15 protein-coding genes are annotated in these 16313 nt (G+C 60.8%); 3 read left to right on the top strand and 12 right to left on the bottom strand.

Annotation, left to right across the window (positions count from 1 at the left end):
• Window positions 1-104: 104 nt before the first annotated feature.
• Genes BHD07_RS23210 through BHD07_RS23200 form a run of 3 tightly spaced genes read right to left on the bottom strand, consistent with a single transcriptional unit; the run spans window position 105 to window position 2562 of the window.
• Entirely contained in the window at window positions 105-1937 is a 1833-nt protein-coding gene (locus BHD07_RS23210) for a carbamoyltransferase family protein (protein WP_338283254.1), read from the bottom strand.
• A gap of 13 nt (window positions 1938-1950) precedes the next feature.
• The gene (locus BHD07_RS23205) at window positions 1951-2100 is read right to left on the bottom strand and encodes a DUF5989 family protein (protein WP_010975331.1); all 150 of its coding nucleotides are present in this window, start codon (window positions 2098-2100) and stop codon (window positions 1951-1953) included.
• Between the two features lie 30 nt (window positions 2101-2130).
• Window positions 2131-2562: a hypothetical protein gene (locus BHD07_RS23200; RefSeq protein WP_338283253.1), complete on the bottom strand. Its 432-nt coding sequence runs from the start codon at window positions 2560-2562 to the stop codon at window positions 2131-2133.
• Window positions 2563-2986: 424 nt separating this feature from the next.
• Here BHD07_RS23200 and BHD07_RS23195 point away from each other — a divergent pair, with 424 nt between their 5' ends.
• On the top strand, window positions 2987-4318 hold the full coding sequence (locus BHD07_RS23195; protein ID WP_338283252.1) for a GDSL-type esterase/lipase family protein: 1332 nt from the start codon (window positions 2987-2989) through the stop codon (window positions 4316-4318).
• Window positions 4319-4347: 29 nt separating this feature from the next.
• Here BHD07_RS23195 and BHD07_RS23190 read toward each other — a convergent pair whose 3' ends face one another.
• The 3 genes from BHD07_RS23190 to BHD07_RS23180 all read right to left on the bottom strand — a co-directional run bounded on the left by BHD07_RS23190 (window position 4348) and on the right by BHD07_RS23180 (window position 8220).
• The gene (locus tag BHD07_RS23190; protein ID WP_445190495.1) at window positions 4348-5028 is read right to left on the bottom strand and encodes a response regulator transcription factor; all 681 of its coding nucleotides are present in this window, start codon (window positions 5026-5028) and stop codon (window positions 4348-4350) included.
• Window positions 4989-6815: a sensor histidine kinase gene (locus BHD07_RS23185; protein ID WP_338283251.1), complete on the bottom strand. Its 1827-nt coding sequence runs from the start codon at window positions 6813-6815 to the stop codon at window positions 4989-4991. The genes BHD07_RS23190 and BHD07_RS23185 overlap by 40 nt, the downstream gene beginning before the upstream one ends.
• Window positions 6816-7062: 247 nt before the next feature.
• Window positions 7063-8220, bottom strand: coding sequence for an osmoprotectant NAGGN system M42 family peptidase (locus BHD07_RS23180; protein ID WP_338283448.1), 1158 nt, complete (start codon window positions 8218-8220; stop codon window positions 7063-7065).
• Window positions 8221-8397: 177 nt separating this feature from the next.
• Between BHD07_RS23180 and BHD07_RS23175 the strand changes: the two genes are divergently transcribed.
• Both BHD07_RS23175 and BHD07_RS23170 read left to right on the top strand, forming a co-directional pair.
• Window positions 8398-9468 carry an ROK family protein gene (locus BHD07_RS23175; RefSeq protein ID WP_338283249.1) on the top strand — a complete coding sequence of 357 codons (1071 nt, stop codon included), beginning with the start codon at window positions 8398-8400 and terminating at the stop codon, window positions 9466-9468.
• Window positions 9469-9621: 153 nt separating this feature from the next.
• A complete protein-coding gene (locus BHD07_RS23170) occupies window positions 9622-9924 on the top strand; it encodes a hypothetical protein (protein ID WP_338283248.1) in 303 nt (100 codons plus the stop codon).
• Between the two features lie 115 nt (window positions 9925-10039).
• On the opposite strand, the gene BHD07_RS23165 is transcribed toward BHD07_RS23170, so the two are convergent.
• From BHD07_RS23165 to BHD07_RS23140, 6 genes are read right to left on the bottom strand one after another with little or no spacing between them, the layout of a single operon-like run.
• Complete coding sequence (locus BHD07_RS23165; RefSeq protein ID WP_338283247.1) at window positions 10040-10549, bottom strand: DUF995 domain-containing protein; 510 nt, start codon at window positions 10547-10549, stop codon at window positions 10040-10042.
• A complete protein-coding gene (locus BHD07_RS23160) occupies window positions 10549-11526 on the bottom strand; it encodes a glycoside hydrolase family 26 protein (RefSeq protein ID WP_338283246.1) in 978 nt (325 codons plus the stop codon). The genes BHD07_RS23165 and BHD07_RS23160 overlap by 1 nt, the downstream gene beginning before the upstream one ends.
• Window positions 11523-12134 carry a DUF995 domain-containing protein gene (locus tag BHD07_RS23155; RefSeq protein WP_338283245.1) on the bottom strand — a complete coding sequence of 204 codons (612 nt, stop codon included), beginning with the start codon at window positions 12132-12134 and terminating at the stop codon, window positions 11523-11525. Before BHD07_RS23155 ends, BHD07_RS23160 begins: the two co-directional genes overlap by 4 nt.
• A gap of 4 nt (window positions 12135-12138) precedes the next feature.
• Window positions 12139-14004 carry a glycosyltransferase family 2 protein gene (locus BHD07_RS23150; protein WP_338283244.1) on the bottom strand — a complete coding sequence of 622 codons (1866 nt, stop codon included), beginning with the start codon at window positions 14002-14004 and terminating at the stop codon, window positions 12139-12141.
• Entirely contained in the window at window positions 14001-14987 is a 987-nt protein-coding gene (gene galE, locus BHD07_RS23145; protein ID WP_338283243.1) for a UDP-glucose 4-epimerase GalE, read from the bottom strand. The genes BHD07_RS23150 and galE overlap by 4 nt, the downstream gene beginning before the upstream one ends.
• Window positions 14987-16033 (bottom strand): UDP-glucuronic acid decarboxylase family protein, encoded by a 1047-nt coding sequence (locus BHD07_RS23140; protein WP_445190494.1) that lies wholly within the window; start codon window positions 16031-16033, stop codon window positions 14987-14989. The genes galE and BHD07_RS23140 overlap by 1 nt, the downstream gene beginning before the upstream one ends.
• Between the last annotated feature and the right edge of the window lie 280 nt (window positions 16034-16313).

Genomic DNA, 16313 nt, shown 5'->3' with positions numbered 1-16313 from the left:
CTTTCAGCTATGGACTTGGTCTGGCTGGATCCCCGGGCTAGACACTCGAGCACCGGGATGAGGAGATCGAACAAGCCGCGGCGGGTATTGGCTCTCCGGAGGCCTTAGTCGAGCTCGAACCGATCTTTGTAGTCCTGCCGCAAGTTCGAGGGCTGATCTTCTTTCCGCAAGAAGCAATTGCCCACCACGAGGCATTCGATCTCGGTCCCCATGAAGCAGCGGAAAGCATCCTCCGGGGTGCATACGATCGGCTCGCCGCGGACGTTGAAGCTGGTGTTGACCAATACGGGACAGCCGGTTCGCTGCTTGAACGCGCTTAAAAGCTCCCAATAGCGTGGATTAGTGTCGCGATGGACGGTCTGCACCCGGGCGGAATAATCCACATGCGTGACGGCTGGGATACCCGACCGCGGAACGTTCAGGCGGGCTATGCCGAACAATGCCGCCTCACCGGCACCGAGAGGCAGTCTGTGGCGATCGAGTACGTCGCCTACAAGCAGCATATAGGGGCTGTCTACGTCGACATCGAACCACTCCGCCACGTCCTCACGTCTGACGGAAGGGGCGAAGGGGCGGAAGCTCTCCCGATATTTGACCTTCAGGTTGAGCGTCTTCTGCATGGTCGGCGAGCGCGGATCGCCCAGTATCGACCGTCCACCCAGGGCGCGCGGTCCGAATTCCATGCGCCCCTGCATCCATCCTACCGCCTTCTCGTCGACGATCGCGTCAACGGTACGCGCGATCACGTCTTCGTCGCTCAAGACTGTGTAGACCGCGCCACTGGCGGTCAGCCGCTTTTCAATTTCCCTTTGGTCGAACGCCGGGCCGAGATAGGCCCCTGCCATTCGGTCTCGACCGTCTGGGGATCGCCGGTTACCGAGATAGCCGTGCCAGGCCGCCAACGCCGAGCCGACCGCCCCGCCCGCATCACCCGCCGCGGGCTGGATCCAGATGTCGTCGAAAATACGCTCCTTAAGAAGCTTGCCGTTTGCGACGCAATTCAGCGCAACGCCACCGGCGAGACAAAGGTGACGCTCGCCAGTTTCCTGACGGGCAAAACGGGCGAGCTTCAGGACGACTTCTTCCGTGACCGCCTGCACTGAAGCGGCGAGATCCATCTCGCGCTGGGTCAGGGGCGATTCCGGTCTTCGAGGTGCTGCGCCAAACAGTTCATGAAAGGCAGGAGACGTCATGGTGAGACCGGCGCAGTAGTCGAAATAGCGCTGGTCCAGACGGAACGAACCGTCTTCCTTCAGATCGATCAGGTGATCCAGTATTTTCTGTACGAATAACGGACGTCCATAGGGGGCAAGGCCCATCACTTTATATTCGCCGGAGTTGACCTTGAAACCCGTATAGTAAGTAAATGCGGAATAAAGCAGCCCCAGCGAATGTGGGAAGCGAATTTCCTTAAGTATGTGGAGGTCCTTGCCGCGGCCATGACCCAGTGACGTAGTGCACCATTCTCCGACACCGTCCATCGTCAAGACCGCGGCGCTCGCAAAGGGCGACGGAAAGAAAGCACTGGCCGCGTGCGCCAGATGATGTTCCGTGAACAGGAGCGAGCCGGGCCATTGCTTCACCCCGGCAAGCTTGCCTAGATACCTGCGCAACAGCTTCTTTTGAAAAAGCTTTTCCTTGATCCAAAGCGGCATCGCCATCTTGAAGGAGCGGAAGCCGCGCGGACTTGTGGCGAGGTAAGTCTCCAGCAGCCGTTCGAACTTCAGGATCGGCTTGTCGTAGAAGACGACATGGTCGACCTCCGCCATTTCGCACTCGGCGGCAGACAGACAATAGGCCACTGCATTGGTAGGAAAGTCGGCATCGTGCTTCTTGCGGGTGAACCGCTCCTCCTGCGCCGCGGCAACGATGCGTCCGTCCTCTATTATCGCTGCCGCGCTGTCGTGGTAAAACGCCGAGATACCCAGAATACGCATGGGATCGGCCGACTCAGAACAGGGTGTAAATGAACGGCGCCACCGCGGTACCCTGCGTCAGCACGACCAATGCGCCAAAGACGCCGAGGACGATGAAAATCGGCAGCAGCCAGAACTTCTTGCGGATTCCCATATAGGTCCAGAGTTCGCGTACCAGTTCCATCCCATTTCCTCCCCTCGTGAACCCGGACGATCAGAACTGATTTCGCATCGTCGCCGGGTCAGGTTCGTTTTGTTCCCGCGTCGTCCAATATGTGTCGGCACACTTGTCCAAGGAGGCTGCGAGCGGATCGTAGCCGCGCCATCTCAGGAACAATCCTATAGGCACGAAGGCCGTGCCGTAGATCAGCATCATCACAGCAGGATTGACGACCTTGAACATCAGTAGACCGAGCCGCATCCAAAGCCGGTTTGGCACCGAAAGCGAGTTGGGGAAAGCAAGCGCCAGCAGGACGAGGACCGTACCGATCGCGGCAAGTCCTACGGAGATGGACGATAGTGACCCGGTGACCAGCCACCTTACGAGCACGATAGCGAGGAGGATGCCGCCGACGGTATAGCCGAAGCTCCGGTTTGACGGCCCCTCCACGATGTGCTCGGAAAAGGACTCGTGAGACTTGTTCATTGGGCACTTCCTGCGCGGCCAGTGCTAATCGCTTTTTAATACCGTCGGGGCGCGGCTTTCGTTCGCGTCATTCTTGTAATCAATAAGATAAGAGATGTGTATAGAACAAGCGGCGGTCGATCCGGTCAATATACCATTGGATATAGACGGCCATTAGTGCCAAATTCAGGTAAGGGCGGGGCAGAAGCTCGCCGGGCCCGCGCTCGAACTTGAAGTATTCAGCATTTTGATGAGACAGGAGCAGCAAAATGGCCTATATTCCGCCGCGCACGTTTTTCCGTATTCATTTTAAAAAGCATTTCTGTGAAATAAATCATGAGAGATTGAAAATCATATCAGCCAGACCATCAAAGGAGTGGGTCACCTGAGCCAGGGGTCTCACAAGCATTTTTCGTTGAACGGCTTCGCGAGAGGATAGGCCATCGTGACAAAGCGGCATCTGGGGCTTTTGGTATGCGCGATTCCCGGCCTGTACCTGTTGTTAAGTCCCATCTACGCTCTGCTGCACTACGAACTGTTCGCAGCTGAAAATCCGCATTTCCTCCGTTACGTGCTGATCCCGGGCGTGCTAGCAGTAGCCTTCATCGTCGTAGGCCTGTTTGCAAAGCCACAGTTTTCCCTGCTCGTCGGTATCTGTGGTGCGAGCCTGTTGGCGGCTCTGTTTCTTTTTGAGGCGATGCACACGGTCTCGGTCGTGTCCGTTCGGCTGGGAATGTTCGGCCAACTCAGCGAAGCCCAGGCTGAGACGCTCACGCGCAACAAGAACGTGGTTCCGGGATTCACGCTTCGTGGCTTGAATCGGCTTGCAGGCACTGACGAACTTTCCGAGGCGCTTCTGTCGGGTTTCCCGTCGACACAAGTGGTGCTCTGCACTTCGAACAAGGGCGTCGTCAGCTATACCGCGGACAGGTTCGGTTTCAATAATCCGGACCATGTATACGACAAGCGGCTCGACGTGATGCTTCTCGGAGATTCATTCGTCGAGGGCTTCTGCCTGCCTCCGGGCGAGGACCTTGCGTCTAGGCTGCGCGGGCGCGGCCTTAGCACGGCAAGCATCGGCATAAGAGGAAACGGTCCGCTGACGGAACTGGCGACGCTCGGCCGCTTTGGTGAGACTCTGCGGCCCCGTCGCGTCGTCATGGTCTTCTTCGAAGGCAATGATTGGGAGAATTTGGAGCGCGAACTGACAATTCCGTGGCTTCGCGCCGCGCTTTCGCCCGACGCGAACTATGGTTTGCAGGCAACCGCGAAGGAGACGATGGACCAGGCCCGAAAGATTTTGGTGGAGCGTAAGAATGCGCCGGTCACAAGTGTCGACCTCCTGACGAGAACAGCCTTGTTCCGAAATTTTGTCGCGCTGCAACAGACCCTAACGAGACTGGGACTCGTCTATCCAAAAATTACGCAGAGCAACCCCGAGTTCAGGCGTATATTGCAACGCGCGAAAGCACTCACCGAGAGCTGGGGCGGCTCCTTTACACTGGTCTACGTTCCCAGAATTGACCGTTTCATCGGGCCTTTCTCCTCGGATGAGCCTTTCGATGCGCTGCGGATGGAGGTTCTCGGTGCTGCGGCAGCAGAGGGCATCGAGGTCATCGATCTCCAAGAGGCCATACGCACTCGCCCCGAACCTATTCTCATGTACGCCCCTGACGCTCATTTCAGTCGCGACGGCGCCAGATTCGCAGCGAACGAGATCCTCACACGCTTGGCGGCAATGCCCGAGAGTGCGGGACAAATCGTCGGAAGCAACTGATCTTCCGGGGACGCGCTGACGGAATGCTGTCAACGCGTATCAAGACGCAGTCGCTGGGAAATGTTGGCAAGCTCCACGCGGGTGGTGATGTTGAGCTTGCTGTAGACGCTGTGAAGGTGGAGCTTGACCGTGCCGGAAGCGATTCCAAGCCTTGCGGCTATTTCCCGGCTGCGCAAACCTGCGGCGGCCAGGCAGGATATCTCTAGCTCGCGGGGCGTTAACTTCTGCATGACCGAGCGGCGCTCGGTGTCGCGCTCCCGGATTCGGTCGATCGCGGCACTTAAACTGCGATCCGTGAAATAGGTGCGGCCCGCAAGCACCGCCCGGATGCACTCGATGAGGGCGCTCGGCGCCTGTTCCTTTAGGACAATTCCACTCACCCCGTCTTCCATCGCCTCGGCAACTTCTTCATCACTGATATCCGCCGTCAAAATGACGCACGCCAGTCTCGGTTGGTCGCTGCGAAGACGGCGGACAAGATCCGATCCGCCCATTTCAGGCATCCGTAGATCAACGACCGCGAGGTCGACGGGCTTATTCGCGAGCGCTTCGATTGCATCTGCAGCTGTCCTGCAGGTTGCAACCACCTCCCAGCCGGACTCGGCGCCGAGCAAACGGCGCAAACCATCGAGGACTATCCGGTGATCGTCGACGACGAGGATACGCGCACTCACGGGTGAGCCGGGATCTTGATCGTTATCCGTGTCCACTGATCAACCTTCTCGATCGAAAGATTCCCACCCGACATCGACACGCGTTCGCGCAGGCTTCGCGGACCGCACTTGCTGGTCTCCAGTTCCGCATGCTCCAGCCGCCGGTCGAATCCGAAACCGGTCCCGTCGTCATCCACGGTCAAGGTCACCGTTCCGTCATCGCGTCGGATCCGAGCCTCGAGAGTTCGCGCATGGCCATGACGCGCGGCATTGGCGGTCGCTTCTGCTATCATATGCACCAGTTCGTCGACCATCGCCACCGGCAAGCGAAGATCCTCGGGATATAGCACAAAGCGAAATTCTATCGACCATTGCTGCCGCAGACGCCGGGCCAAGGCCGCCAGCCGAAGCGCCAATCGAGAGTCGCTGGCGTGGCGGCCGGACCCCGGATCGAGCCTGCGGATGAGAGCACGTAGATCAGTCTGCTCTTCAGAAAGCATAGCCTGAATAGCCATTAAACGCTCGTCGATCTCATGATATTCTCTCGACGAGCGCAATGTCTGAAGCTGCAGCGCGGTGCCTGCGAGCGCTTGCAGGACACCATCGTGGATATCTCGTCCGATCTTGACGCGCTCTTCAAGGGCGGCTGCATCGCTAAGGCGGCGTAGCAAAATCGTTTGCTCGAAAAGTGTTTTCAATCGTTCGGCGACAATCTCGGCCAAGGCCACATCGTCGATTGTCGGGGCCGGCGGATCGAGGAAGAAAAGACGCGCCTCGACATCACTCGCCTGAAACTGCACCGATATTGCGCAGGCGATAGAGAATTCCGCAACGAGAGCCGGGGACACCGGCAGGCCGTCGCCACGCCACCGGTCGAAGCGCCCCCCGCCACGATGAACAAGAGCTCGGGAGCGCTTCGCGTCGATGATCAGAAGACTTGCATGCTCCAGCGCCTCCGGCGTCCAGGGCAGATAGGCCGCCGGCGATAAGTGCCTGACCACGCATGTCCCGCTCTCCCATGTCGCCAGATTGGTCCAGGGCTCGTCACCATCGCTCCAGATTAGCAGTGCACGAGGAACACGCGCCACCTGCACCGCATATTCCAACGCCGCCTCCGCCGGCCATTCGCGCCCGTCGGACGCGGAGGGTGTCCGCTCGACCAGACGTAACAACTCCGAGCGCACCGCCTCCTGATGGGTGCCGAGCCACGTGAGAAGAATGGTTGCCGTGACCAGGAAAAGAATGAACGACAGCGCGACGGCCGCGTCGACGTCCGAACTGAACGGCCAGACCGTATTAGAGAGCGCAAGGTATATCAGGATCGCGACGCCAACGGATCCGGTCCATAGGGCACCGCGCCAAAGCCAGTGAAGGGTCGCTGCCAGCTGGACAAATGGTATCAGCATGAAGACCGGACCGGATACGCGGTCCGCAAGGAACGCCAGGATCACCAAGCTGGAGACGTCGATGAGATGCCTGATGAAGGTCCCGCGGACCCGATGGACCTGGGCTTTCCAGACAAAATGGGCCGCCGCGATTGCATAGACCAGATAGATGACGAGGAACCAGAAGACGAGGTCCGAGCGACCTGGCCGAATGGTAGCATCGATCCAGGTGATCCAGAGGCTTCCAACGGCCAGAAGAATGCGAGCGATGGCGATAACACTGTCCGAGCGCGCGCGAAATGTATTGATCCATGTTTGCCGGCTGGTCGCAATTGCCGGTGCCCCATCGAAGAGCGCGGCCGCCCAACCCGTCTCGGCGGCCATCCTGCCCTTGAGCGTGGTATACCACTTGCGGAGATTGAAACCCCGCCGCAAGAAGGCCCGCGGCACCCTCATCATGCGCTCCTTCGATGACGAATAACCCTCTTCTGTATTGCGCGACGGATCTTCTCGAGGGGAGGAAATCCGCAGCGGAAGACAGGCAACCCACAAATTCCGAGAAACACGGGGGATTATGTCGAATCGCAGCCTAAAGAACCAGCTTCGTTTCCGGGTCCCACAGCGCCATTCAACCCTTCAGGTGGCAGCGCTAAACGATCGGGGCCGGTCTCGTCGCATGCGTAGCGAGTCAGAAAAGCGAGACGCCTCAGGATACGTCAGGCTCGTCCGCTTTCAGGTCCTGCTCGGCCTGTCGTACCTTCTGCCGGGTAAAGCCCCGAAGGCCAGAGACCTCCTCGGCGTCGCGCTCGATCTGGACCTCGCTTGCCGCGTAATACACCGCGAGCTTTGCAACGGACATCAGTGCATGGAGGTGGATACGCTCGTAGCCGTGCGACGCGTCGACGCCGAAAGTGAGAAGCGCCGTGCGGACGTCGTGCCCCGCCTCGACCGCGGAAGCGGCATCGGAACGGTAGTAGCGGAAGACGTCCTTCTGGACGCGGATGCCATGCTCGCCGCAAAGCTCGTAAAGCTTTTTTGAAAGGTGATAGTCGAAAGGTCCCGTCTGGTCCGCCATCGCGAGCGTCACGCCGAACTCGTCCGAATTCTGGCCAGGCGCGGTCGTGCCGTTGTCTATCGCCACCAGCGAGGCGATTTCCGGGACGATTGCCGCTGACGCGCCCACACCCACTTCCTCGCCGATGGTGAAGAGCCAATAGGTATCGACCGGCGTTTCCACCTTCTCGCGCTGCATGGCCTCGAGCGCCGCAAGCATGATGGCGACCCCCGCCTTGTCGTCGAGATGCCGCGAAACGATGAACCCGTTCTCGAGGAATTCCGGCTGCGGATCGATGGCGACGATGTCGCCGACGTCTATTCCGAGCTGCACCAGGTCGTTCCGGTCGCGTGCGAGCGCATCGACGCGCAGCTCGATATGGCGCCAGCCCGTGGGTTGCGTGTCGACCTCCTCGTTGAAAGTGTGACCCGAGGCTTTCAGCGGGAGAATTGAACCGCGATAGGTGCCCTTGCCGGAAAAGATCGAGGCGCGGGCCCCCTCCGCGAACCGTGCAGACCAGTGCCCGATCGATACCAGTTCGAGGCGGCCGTTTTCCTTCAGCGCCTTCACCTGCGCGCCGAGGGTGTCCAGGTGCGAGACGATCCCGCGGGCCGGGCGCTCGGCGGCCCCGGGCCGAAGAGCGCGGATCGCACCCCGGCGGGTCAGCTTGACTTCCAGGCCCAGCCGCTCGAGCTCACGCGCCGTGTAGCGCACCGCCTCATCGGTGAAACCGGTTGGGCTCGCAATGTCGAGCAGAGCATTCAGCCGGCTGGTGAGATAGTCCGGGTCTATATTGATCGGTGTCTGCATGAATGCGTTGTCGCAATCATGGATGCCTGCGTCAACAATGTTGCCGAAGCGAAGCGCGCCCCCGCAGATCGTCACGCGCGTCTCGAAAGTCTCGGACGGGAACATCGCACCGCCCGCCACGTTGTAAGGTACTCAGCTATCCGGCAAGGCCAGGCCAGGCGTCACTCGGGAGGTTGCGTGGGCAAATCCGCGAACGAAAAACGAAATGGCGTCCCGCTCATTCATGGCGCCAGCAATCTGCCGTCGGTGACGGTCGACGATTATAATCTGGAGCTGCGTGACGGCGACGGCTTCCTTGGCGACAGGGCCAACAAATTTGCCTTCCAGGAGAAGCTCGACGCCTGGCGCAAACGCGTGCGCAAGGGCGGCGACGACCCGCTGGGCCAGGCCCTAACCCAGGATCTGTCCAAAAAGCGGGTCGATGCCCTTCTGCGCGGCGACGACAAGGAGGCGGCCGCCCTGATCATGGGTGCGGTCGACGAATTCGCCGGCGAGCTCGCCAGCGTTCTCGAACGATTCCTGCAACAAAAGAGCTGGAAAAATACGCAGCGCGTCGTCATCGGCGGAGGCTTCCGGGGAAGCGCAGCGGGCGAATTGGCCATTGCCCGCGCAATGGTGCTGCTGAAGGCTGAAGGCATCAAGATCGAACTCTCCCCCATCGTTCACCATCCGGATGATGCCGGGCTCATCGGCGCCGCGCATCTCATGCCCGCCTGGATGCTGAAGGGCCACAAGGCGATCCTCGCCATCGACATCGGCGGCACCAATATCCGCGTAGGCATAGTCGAGCTGCACCTGAAGGATGAAACCGACCTCTCCAAGGCAAAGGTCTGGAAATCGGACATCTGGCGACATGCGGATGACAAGCCCAACAGGAGCACCACCATCGAGGAGCTCATCGGCATGATCGAGAAGCTTATAGCCAAGGCGGATAAGGCGGACCTCGCGCCGGCGCCGGTCATCGGCGTGGCCTGTCCTGGCGTGATCAACGAAGATGGATCGATCCTTCGCGGCGGCCAGAACCTGCCGGGCGGCAACTGGGAAAGCGAGCATTTCAACCTGCCTGCCGCGCTCAAGGACGCCATTCCGCAAATCGGCGATCACGAGACTTTCGTGATCATGCACAACGACGCAGTCGTGCAAGGTCTGTCGCAGATACCCTTCGTGCAGAATGCTTCGAGCTGGGGAATCCTGACGATCGGGACGGGCCTCGGCAACGCGCATTTCAGCAACAAGCTCGAAAATTGAGGACGCGGCGCGGCAGCTTCCACGCCGGCGTGAGTGCCCGAATGGTTAAGGGCCTGATGCGCAATCCCGGCGAATTGTCGGCTTTTCCTCGACCGTGAATTAAAGGCTTTCGGCTAACCTTCCCTCACAAGCAAAAAACGGGGAGTTCCGATTGTGAAGGTAAAGTCGAAAGCATTGGCCGGACTGTTCGAAGCCCGCAAAACCGTCGCCCGCAGCACCCTTGCCGTCATCCTTGCCGTGACCACCTGGGGCTGCTCCTCGACGGTCAGCCAGGAAACGACCGCTTCGATCGCCAGGGAAGTCGGCTATCCTTTGCCTGAAAGAAAGCCCGCACCTGGCAAGCAAGCGGTCACGAAAAAAACGCCCAAACTCGTGCGCTCGGCCTATCTCGGGCGGGCTCCCTATGTCTGCACGCCCAGCGGCTTCGGCAGCACCTCGCGCTGTTTCCTTCGCTGAGCGTTTTCCGAAAAAGCGTGGGGCGGGGTTGCGGGCCTTTCGACGCCGGGCTCATCTGCGGAGCCGGTTTGAACTGCTGACATCGGCCAGCCGCGCAACCCCTTCCCGGCCGGGGTTACTCGACCCGGCCGAGTCTCGCCTCGATGCGGCTCAGGCTCGCGCCCACGTAATTACCGCGTCGAAGCTTGGCGAATTCGTCATCTGGCCTCACCCGTGCGTTCTTGAAGACGTACCAGGTGCCGTCCGGCTCTCGCCGTTGATAGATCACGCCACCCCGCTTGGCGTGGCTGAAGCAGGTCGTCGCCGGCGCCGAGCCATCCCTGGCGTGCCATTCTGCGCGGAAGCAGAGTTTCCCCGGACCGGTGATGAACCAGCGGCCGACCCCATAGGACGGTTTGCCGTTCTCCTTGGACCAGGCGGTGAACCGGCGCGCCTGCACCGAGAAATAGCCCGCTCCCTCTTTCCATATCCAGGATTTCTGGCCGTAGAGTTGGAGCAGTTCCGCGTGCGTCAGCGGAGTTGCCTTCCTCTCCGGGCGCGCAGTGGCGGCCTCGGCGAACGAAGCACCGGCTATGCTGGCGGCCAGCGCGATTGCCAAAGGTATTCCTCGGGATGTCGATTTCATCACATGCCTCCATCGGGCACCTGCCCGCTAATGGTATCGCGGACGACCCGCCAATCGGGCCGGTCGTAGCCCTGCGGCCAGTCATAGATCTCGCGATCGTTGAAATAGACTACGGCTGTCAGCTGCGGGAATTCGGCGTGGCGCTCGGCGACCGTTGCCGCCCAGCTTGCTACGTATGAACCACCGCCCTCGTAGCCGAGTTCGGCGACCATGATCGGCTTGCCATAGTTCATCACCCGGCCGTATCCGGGCGCCAGTCGCTCCGCAAATGTCTGATCACGGCCGGTCGTGCCCTGGTCGTAAGGCTGGTAACCAAACACCGAGAGCCCGACGATATCGACGACGTCGTCGCCTGGATAGAAGGCTTCCAGCCCCTCGTTGCCTTTGGGAGACCACATGAACTTTGCGTTCTTGAGGTGGCTGCGGCAGACGTTTACCACGCGGCGATAGGCTTTTTTGAAGTCCTCGCCCCGCCAATGGGACCAGGAGAACTGGTTGTCGGTTTCGTCCATTTCCTGGCCCCAGCGGATGATCACGGGGCTCTTGAGGGCAGCGGCGGCGGAGCAGACCTGGGCCATGTTCTCGTCGCGTTCGCCGCTCAGGATCGAACGCAGGAGCTCCCCTTCGGTCACGCGCCACTCGGGCGACCACGACCAGGGTTCGATGGTGATCATGAGCGAACGGCCGCGGGCTTGGGCATAGTCGTCGGCAAGCGTCAGTGTCGACAGATCGACGTCTTCCCAGGGCAGGAAGAGATGCTCGATCTTCGAGCTGCCCGGCGCGCTGAAGTCGCCATGGGGATCGTAAGCGCCGAAATCGATCGAGTTCTCCGTCAGGACGGGCCGCTTGTCCGATGGTGTCGCCATCGTCGGCGAGTTCGGTTCGGGGATGCCCCGCGGCATGTTGGCCGCGAGCACGGTACCCGACAGCAACAGACCGAGAGATGCAAAGGTAATGGCCTTGGATTTCCTGTTCATCGAACACCTCCAACCGCGTTCATCCCGGTTTGCCGGCCAACGCTAATCTTTGTTTGTTTCACTTGGCCCTCGATACGCTCCTTGAAGGCTGCGAGCTTGGCGGCGACCAGATCCTCCCTGACCAGACGGTTGAACTCGTCGCCTGCCTGCGTCTTGGCATGTCTGAAGACGTACCAGTCGCCGGACGGCTCCCTCTTCTGGTAGATGGTTCCGTCGAGCGTACGGTGGCTGAAGCAGGTCTTGTCTCGGGCGGCGGCACCCTGGCTGTGCCACACGGCCGTCAGGCAGAGTTGGCCGCGGTCATTCACACTCCAGCGGCCTTCGGCCCAGCTCTCCCCCGTGGCCGATTGCGCCCAGGCCCGAAAGGCGCGACCTTCACGGTCCATCCGGCCGGCGCCGCTCTCCCATTTCCAGGTCTTGTCCTGGAAGATCATGTAGAGCTCGACGCCCGTCATGGTGCGGGCCTTTTCGGGAACGGCAACTTCTGCGGACGCCGGTGATTGGCAGAGGGCAAGGACGGCCAACATGCCAAGGGCGAAGCGCCGGCCGGGCAGCGCATGTCGGGTGCCGCGGCCCTCTCTCCCGAAGAATGGGACTTTCACTTTCATGTTCTTATCCCCTCTTAGAGTTGCCGTCCCGCTGTTCCGCGGGGGCGGAAATCCAGCGTGGCCGGAAGACGATCTTGCGCAATGCCGAACCGCCCTGCCCGGCTCCGGCCACCGCATAACGCTCTTCGAAGATGCGCAGGTGCCCACTGCCCCATGCAAGCGCCTCGAGCCCGTCCTTCCCGTGTTCGGCAGTCGCAATGCCGGGCAGTGCGACGACCGCCAGGAGCCCGGCCGCTATTGCGGGACGATAGAAACAGGAGGCGGTGCCAACGGCGTTTTCTCTCGAGTGCCGCAGGACGATGACCAGCAGAAGCAGGCAGTAAATTGCCGCATTGAGGATCGCGAAGAGGTAGAACCCCTTGGCCTTCGCCGCATCTTCGACGAACAGGACCGGCAGGGCGGCCGAAACTGCCAGGAAAAAGTAGGGCGCGAGCACGCGCAGGGGCAGCGGATCGACCTCGGATGATCCCTTCGGCGTGACACGGAAATCCACGAAGGACCCGGTCAGCCAATCGCGCAGAGCGGCCAGCGTACCGGCAAGCGCCCAGGGCCAGCGCGCAAACAGGAAGAGCATGCACTCCCAGCTCAGGATGTTCGCGTCGTAAGGTCGGAAGGCGCCGGTTGCCCGCCAGCGATAGGCCAGCAGGACGAGTATGATCGAGAGCGGCGCGAAATAGGCCAGAAACTCCGGATAGGTCACGGCGACAAAGGTTTCGCCGCGCGCAAGGGCAACGATCGGCATAGCAAACATCAGCGCCATGAAGCACGCGAAGAGCGGATACCAGAGCTGCGAGAAGAGGAACTGGAACTTCAGTCGCAGCGGCAGCCGGCCGACGAGACGCGGCGAATACTGCAGCAGGAGCATTACGAGACTGCGCGACCACTGGAACTCCTGGGTCACCAGGTCGGCAAAGGTGCGCGGTCCGTCGCCATGGGCGATCGCATCGAGCGCGTGAATGCCGCGCCAGCCTGCCGCATTCATCATCAATGTCGTCGAATGGTCTTCGGCAAGCTCCGGGCCGAGACCGCCGATCTCCTTGAGGGCAGCCGTGCGCACCGCGTAGTGAGAGCCGATGCAGAGCGGCGCGAGCCCGCCATTGTATCCGGCCTGGAGAGCACCGTGCATGCTCGCCTCCGCATGGAGGCGGCCGCGCGCCGACCAACTTTCTGAAGCATTGCGGTCGCAGATGCTCGGCGCCGAGACGTAACCCACTTCCGGGTCGGCAAATGGGCGCAGCATTTCGAAGAGGTACCCGGGTGCGGGGACGTGGTCGGCATCGAGCTGGGCCACGAAATCGTACCGGGCATAACCGTAGTGATCGTAGAAGAAGGCGAGATTGCCTTCCTTGCAGCGGGTGCGCCGTGGCCATGTGGCTCGGTGATAGTCTGCCCGGCCTTTGCGGGTGGAGACGAGGACGCCATGGCTGCGGCACCAGTCGAGCGTCGCTTCGGAAGGATCCTCGTCTGCAAGCCAGGTGTCGTGCGGCACGTCCTGCGCAAGCATCGCCTCCAATGTCTCGGCGACGACGGAAAAGGGTTCCGACGGTGCCTTGGTGGCGACCATGGCAATGCGACTGCCGGCCGGGAGCCGCAACGGCCCGTTCGGTTTCAACGCGCCATAAAAGACCGCAATGAAATAGGCCGGCAGCAGGGTGACCCAGGCAAGGACCGAAGTCACGATGGCACTGCCCAAAGCGTCAACGTGATGGCGCGGCTCCAGCCACCAGGACCAGAAATGGACGAGCGCCGCGGCCCAGAGCCCCGCGCCGAGCAGAAATTCCATCCGGCGTCCGCGCGTGAGCACAGGCACAAGCCGCGGCTCACCGTCTTCGGAAATGCGCGTCGGCTCATTGGCGGAAAGGGCGGTCATGACCGCACCTCCAGCCCGAAGAACGGGGCGGCGGTTCGCACGATCGTCTGGAGATCGGAATATCGCGGCAGGAAGCCGAGCGTCCGGCAGGCAAGCCCGGCATCCGCATAAAGCGCCGGCGGATCTCCGGCACGCCGCCGGCGAAATACGACCGGGACGTTATGCCCGGTAATTTCGCCGATCGTCCGCAGGACTTCCTTTATCGAGAAGCCGCGGCCGGTACCGAGGTTGAGCGCGAGGTTCCCGCCGCCTTTGGCGAGATGCCGGTATGCCAGCACATGGGCGCTCGCAAGATCGGCAACGTGAATATAGTCACGCACGCAGGTTCCGTCCGGGGTGTCGTAGTCCTCGCCGAAAATCTCCAGATGCGGAATGCGGCCTGCCGCGGCCATCAGAGCCCGCGGAATGAGGTGCGTTTCGGGGTCGTGCCATTCGCCGAGATCACCCTCAGGATCAGCGCCGCATGCGTTGAAATAGCGCAACGAGACATAATTCAGCGCAAAGGCGGCCGCATAGTCGGCGAGCATGTGCTCGGCCATCAGTTTCGTCTTGCCATAGGGGTTGATCGGTGCCTGCGGCGTCGCTTCGTCGATCGGCAGCAACGCCGGTACGCCATAGGTGGCGCAGCTCGATGAGAAGATCACCTTGTCGACACCCGTCTGGCGGCATGCATCGAGGAGCGACAGCGTGCCCCCGACGTTGTTGTTGTAGTATTTCGCAGGATCCGCGACGGACTCGCCGACATAGGCGGATGCGGCGAAGTGGATGACGGCGTCCGGCTGATAGGCCTCGATGACCTCGATCAGGTGCCGCCCGTCCAGGATATCTCCCTGAATGAATGGTCCCCAGCGCACGGCGGAACGGTTTCCGGTCGTCAGATTGTCGTAGACGACGGGCTCGATGCCCTCGAGGCGCAGAAGCTTCGCGGTGTGACTGCCGATATAGCCGGCGCCACCAGTGACGAGGATATTTGGCGCAACCATCAGACCAACTCCGCGCTTTCCCGTATCGACTGGGAGAGAAGGTCGTCGAAATAGCGGATCGTGTGCGCAAGGCCCTCGGCCAGATCGACCTTCGGACGCCAACCGAGCTCTTCCTTCGCGAGCGAGATGTCCGGGCGGCGCTGGCGGGGATCGTCGACAGGCAGGGGCCGCCGGACGATCTTCGAGCGCGACCCGGTCAACCGCACCACCTCTTCGGCGAGTTCGCCGATCGTGAACTCTGCCGGATTGCCGAGATTGACCGGTCCGGTAAGAGACGGCGGCGATGCCATCAGGCGGACGAAGCCGTCGATCAGGTCGTCGACGAAACAGAAGGAACGGGTCTGCGAGCCGTCGCCGTAGATCGTGATGTCCTCACCCTTCAGGGCCTGGACGATAAAGTTGGAAACGACACGCCCGTCATCCGGGCGCATCCGCGGGCCGTAGGTGTTGAAGATACGGACGATCTTGATTTCGACCCCATGGGACTTGTGAAAGTCGAAGAACAGGGTCTCTGCGCAACGCTTGCCCTCGTCATAGCAGGAGCGCGGGCCGAAGGGATTGACGTTGCCCCAATAGCTTTCCACCTGCGGGTGGACGTGCGGGTCGCCGTAGATTTCCGATGTGGACGCCTGGAAGATGCGTGCGCCACGACGCGCGGCCAGATCGAGGAGGTTGAGCGAGCCGATCACGCAGGTTTTCGTCGTCTGGATCGGATCTGCCTGGTAATGCGGCGGCGATGCCGGGCAGGCGAGGTTGTAGATCTCGTCGACCTCGAGGTCGATCGGCTCCACGACGTCGTGGGCGATTACGCGGAAGGTATCGAAACGCTTGAGCGGCGCGATATTGCGCCTCAGGCCCGTCGAGAAATTGTCGAGGCAGACGACCTCGTGCCCGGCGCCGAGAAGCAGTTCGCAAAGATGCGATCCAAGGAAGCCGGCACCGCCGGTAACAAGTATTCTCTTTTGAAGGCTTCGGCGCCGCAATGAATCTATATCGTCATTCGGACCGAAGATGGATCCCCTGAAGTCTTTTGTGAAATAGTTCACGGAATAATCCTCACACTATCTGCTAACTTCTAAAATTCATCCACAGCAGGCACAATAAATTGGTGATCGAAACTTTACCGTTCGAAACTACCTTAATTACTTTCGGGCAATGCTTGGAACAACTGTAGGTATTTAATACAAGCAGCAGATGGGGATTGTCGTTATCACCCAATCCCGATTGTTATCCCGCCGTGCATTTCTACATATAACGGGGTATAAACTGGAAACTGGCAGGTGCACCTCGACGATTCGATTCCACCCTGAGGCGAGTTGCGTCAGG

This window comes from Sinorhizobium sp. KGO-5, assembly GCF_036245905.1.
Taxonomy (GTDB): Bacteria; Pseudomonadota; Alphaproteobacteria; order Rhizobiales; family Rhizobiaceae; genus Sinorhizobium; species Sinorhizobium meliloti_A.
Note: the sequence above shows the minus strand (reverse complement) of the source record. Positions and strands in the feature narration are given on the sequence as shown.

Excerpts from the sequence above, each read along its gene's own strand:
- BHD07_RS23210 (WP_338283254.1), bottom strand. The coding sequence starts at position 1,937 with ATGCGTATTCTGGGTATCTCGGCGTTTTACCACGACAGCGCGGCAGCG.
- BHD07_RS23205 (WP_010975331.1), bottom strand. The coding sequence starts at position 2,100 with ATGGAACTGGTACGCGAACTCTGGACCTATATGGGAATCCGCAAGAAG.
- BHD07_RS23200 (WP_338283253.1), bottom strand. The coding sequence starts at position 2,562 with ATGAACAAGTCTCACGAGTCCTTTTCCGAGCACATCGTGGAGGGGCCG.
- BHD07_RS23185 (WP_338283251.1), bottom strand. The coding sequence starts at position 6,815 with ATGATGAGGGTGCCGCGGGCCTTCTTGCGGCGGGGTTTCAATCTCCGC.
- BHD07_RS23180 (WP_338283448.1), bottom strand. The coding sequence starts at position 8,220 with ATGCAGACACCGATCAATATAGACCCGGACTATCTCACCAGCCGGCTG.
- BHD07_RS23165 (WP_338283247.1), bottom strand. The coding sequence starts at position 10,549 with ATGAAATCGACATCCCGAGGAATACCTTTGGCAATCGCGCTGGCCGCC.
- BHD07_RS23160 (WP_338283246.1), bottom strand. The coding sequence starts at position 11,526 with ATGAACAGGAAATCCAAGGCCATTACCTTTGCATCTCTCGGTCTGTTG.
- BHD07_RS23155 (WP_338283245.1), bottom strand. The coding sequence starts at position 12,134 with ATGAAAGTGAAAGTCCCATTCTTCGGGAGAGAGGGCCGCGGCACCCGA.
- BHD07_RS23150 (WP_338283244.1), bottom strand. The coding sequence starts at position 14,004 with ATGACCGCCCTTTCCGCCAATGAGCCGACGCGCATTTCCGAAGACGGT.
- galE (WP_338283243.1), bottom strand. The coding sequence starts at position 14,987 with ATGGTTGCGCCAAATATCCTCGTCACTGGTGGCGCCGGCTATATCGGC.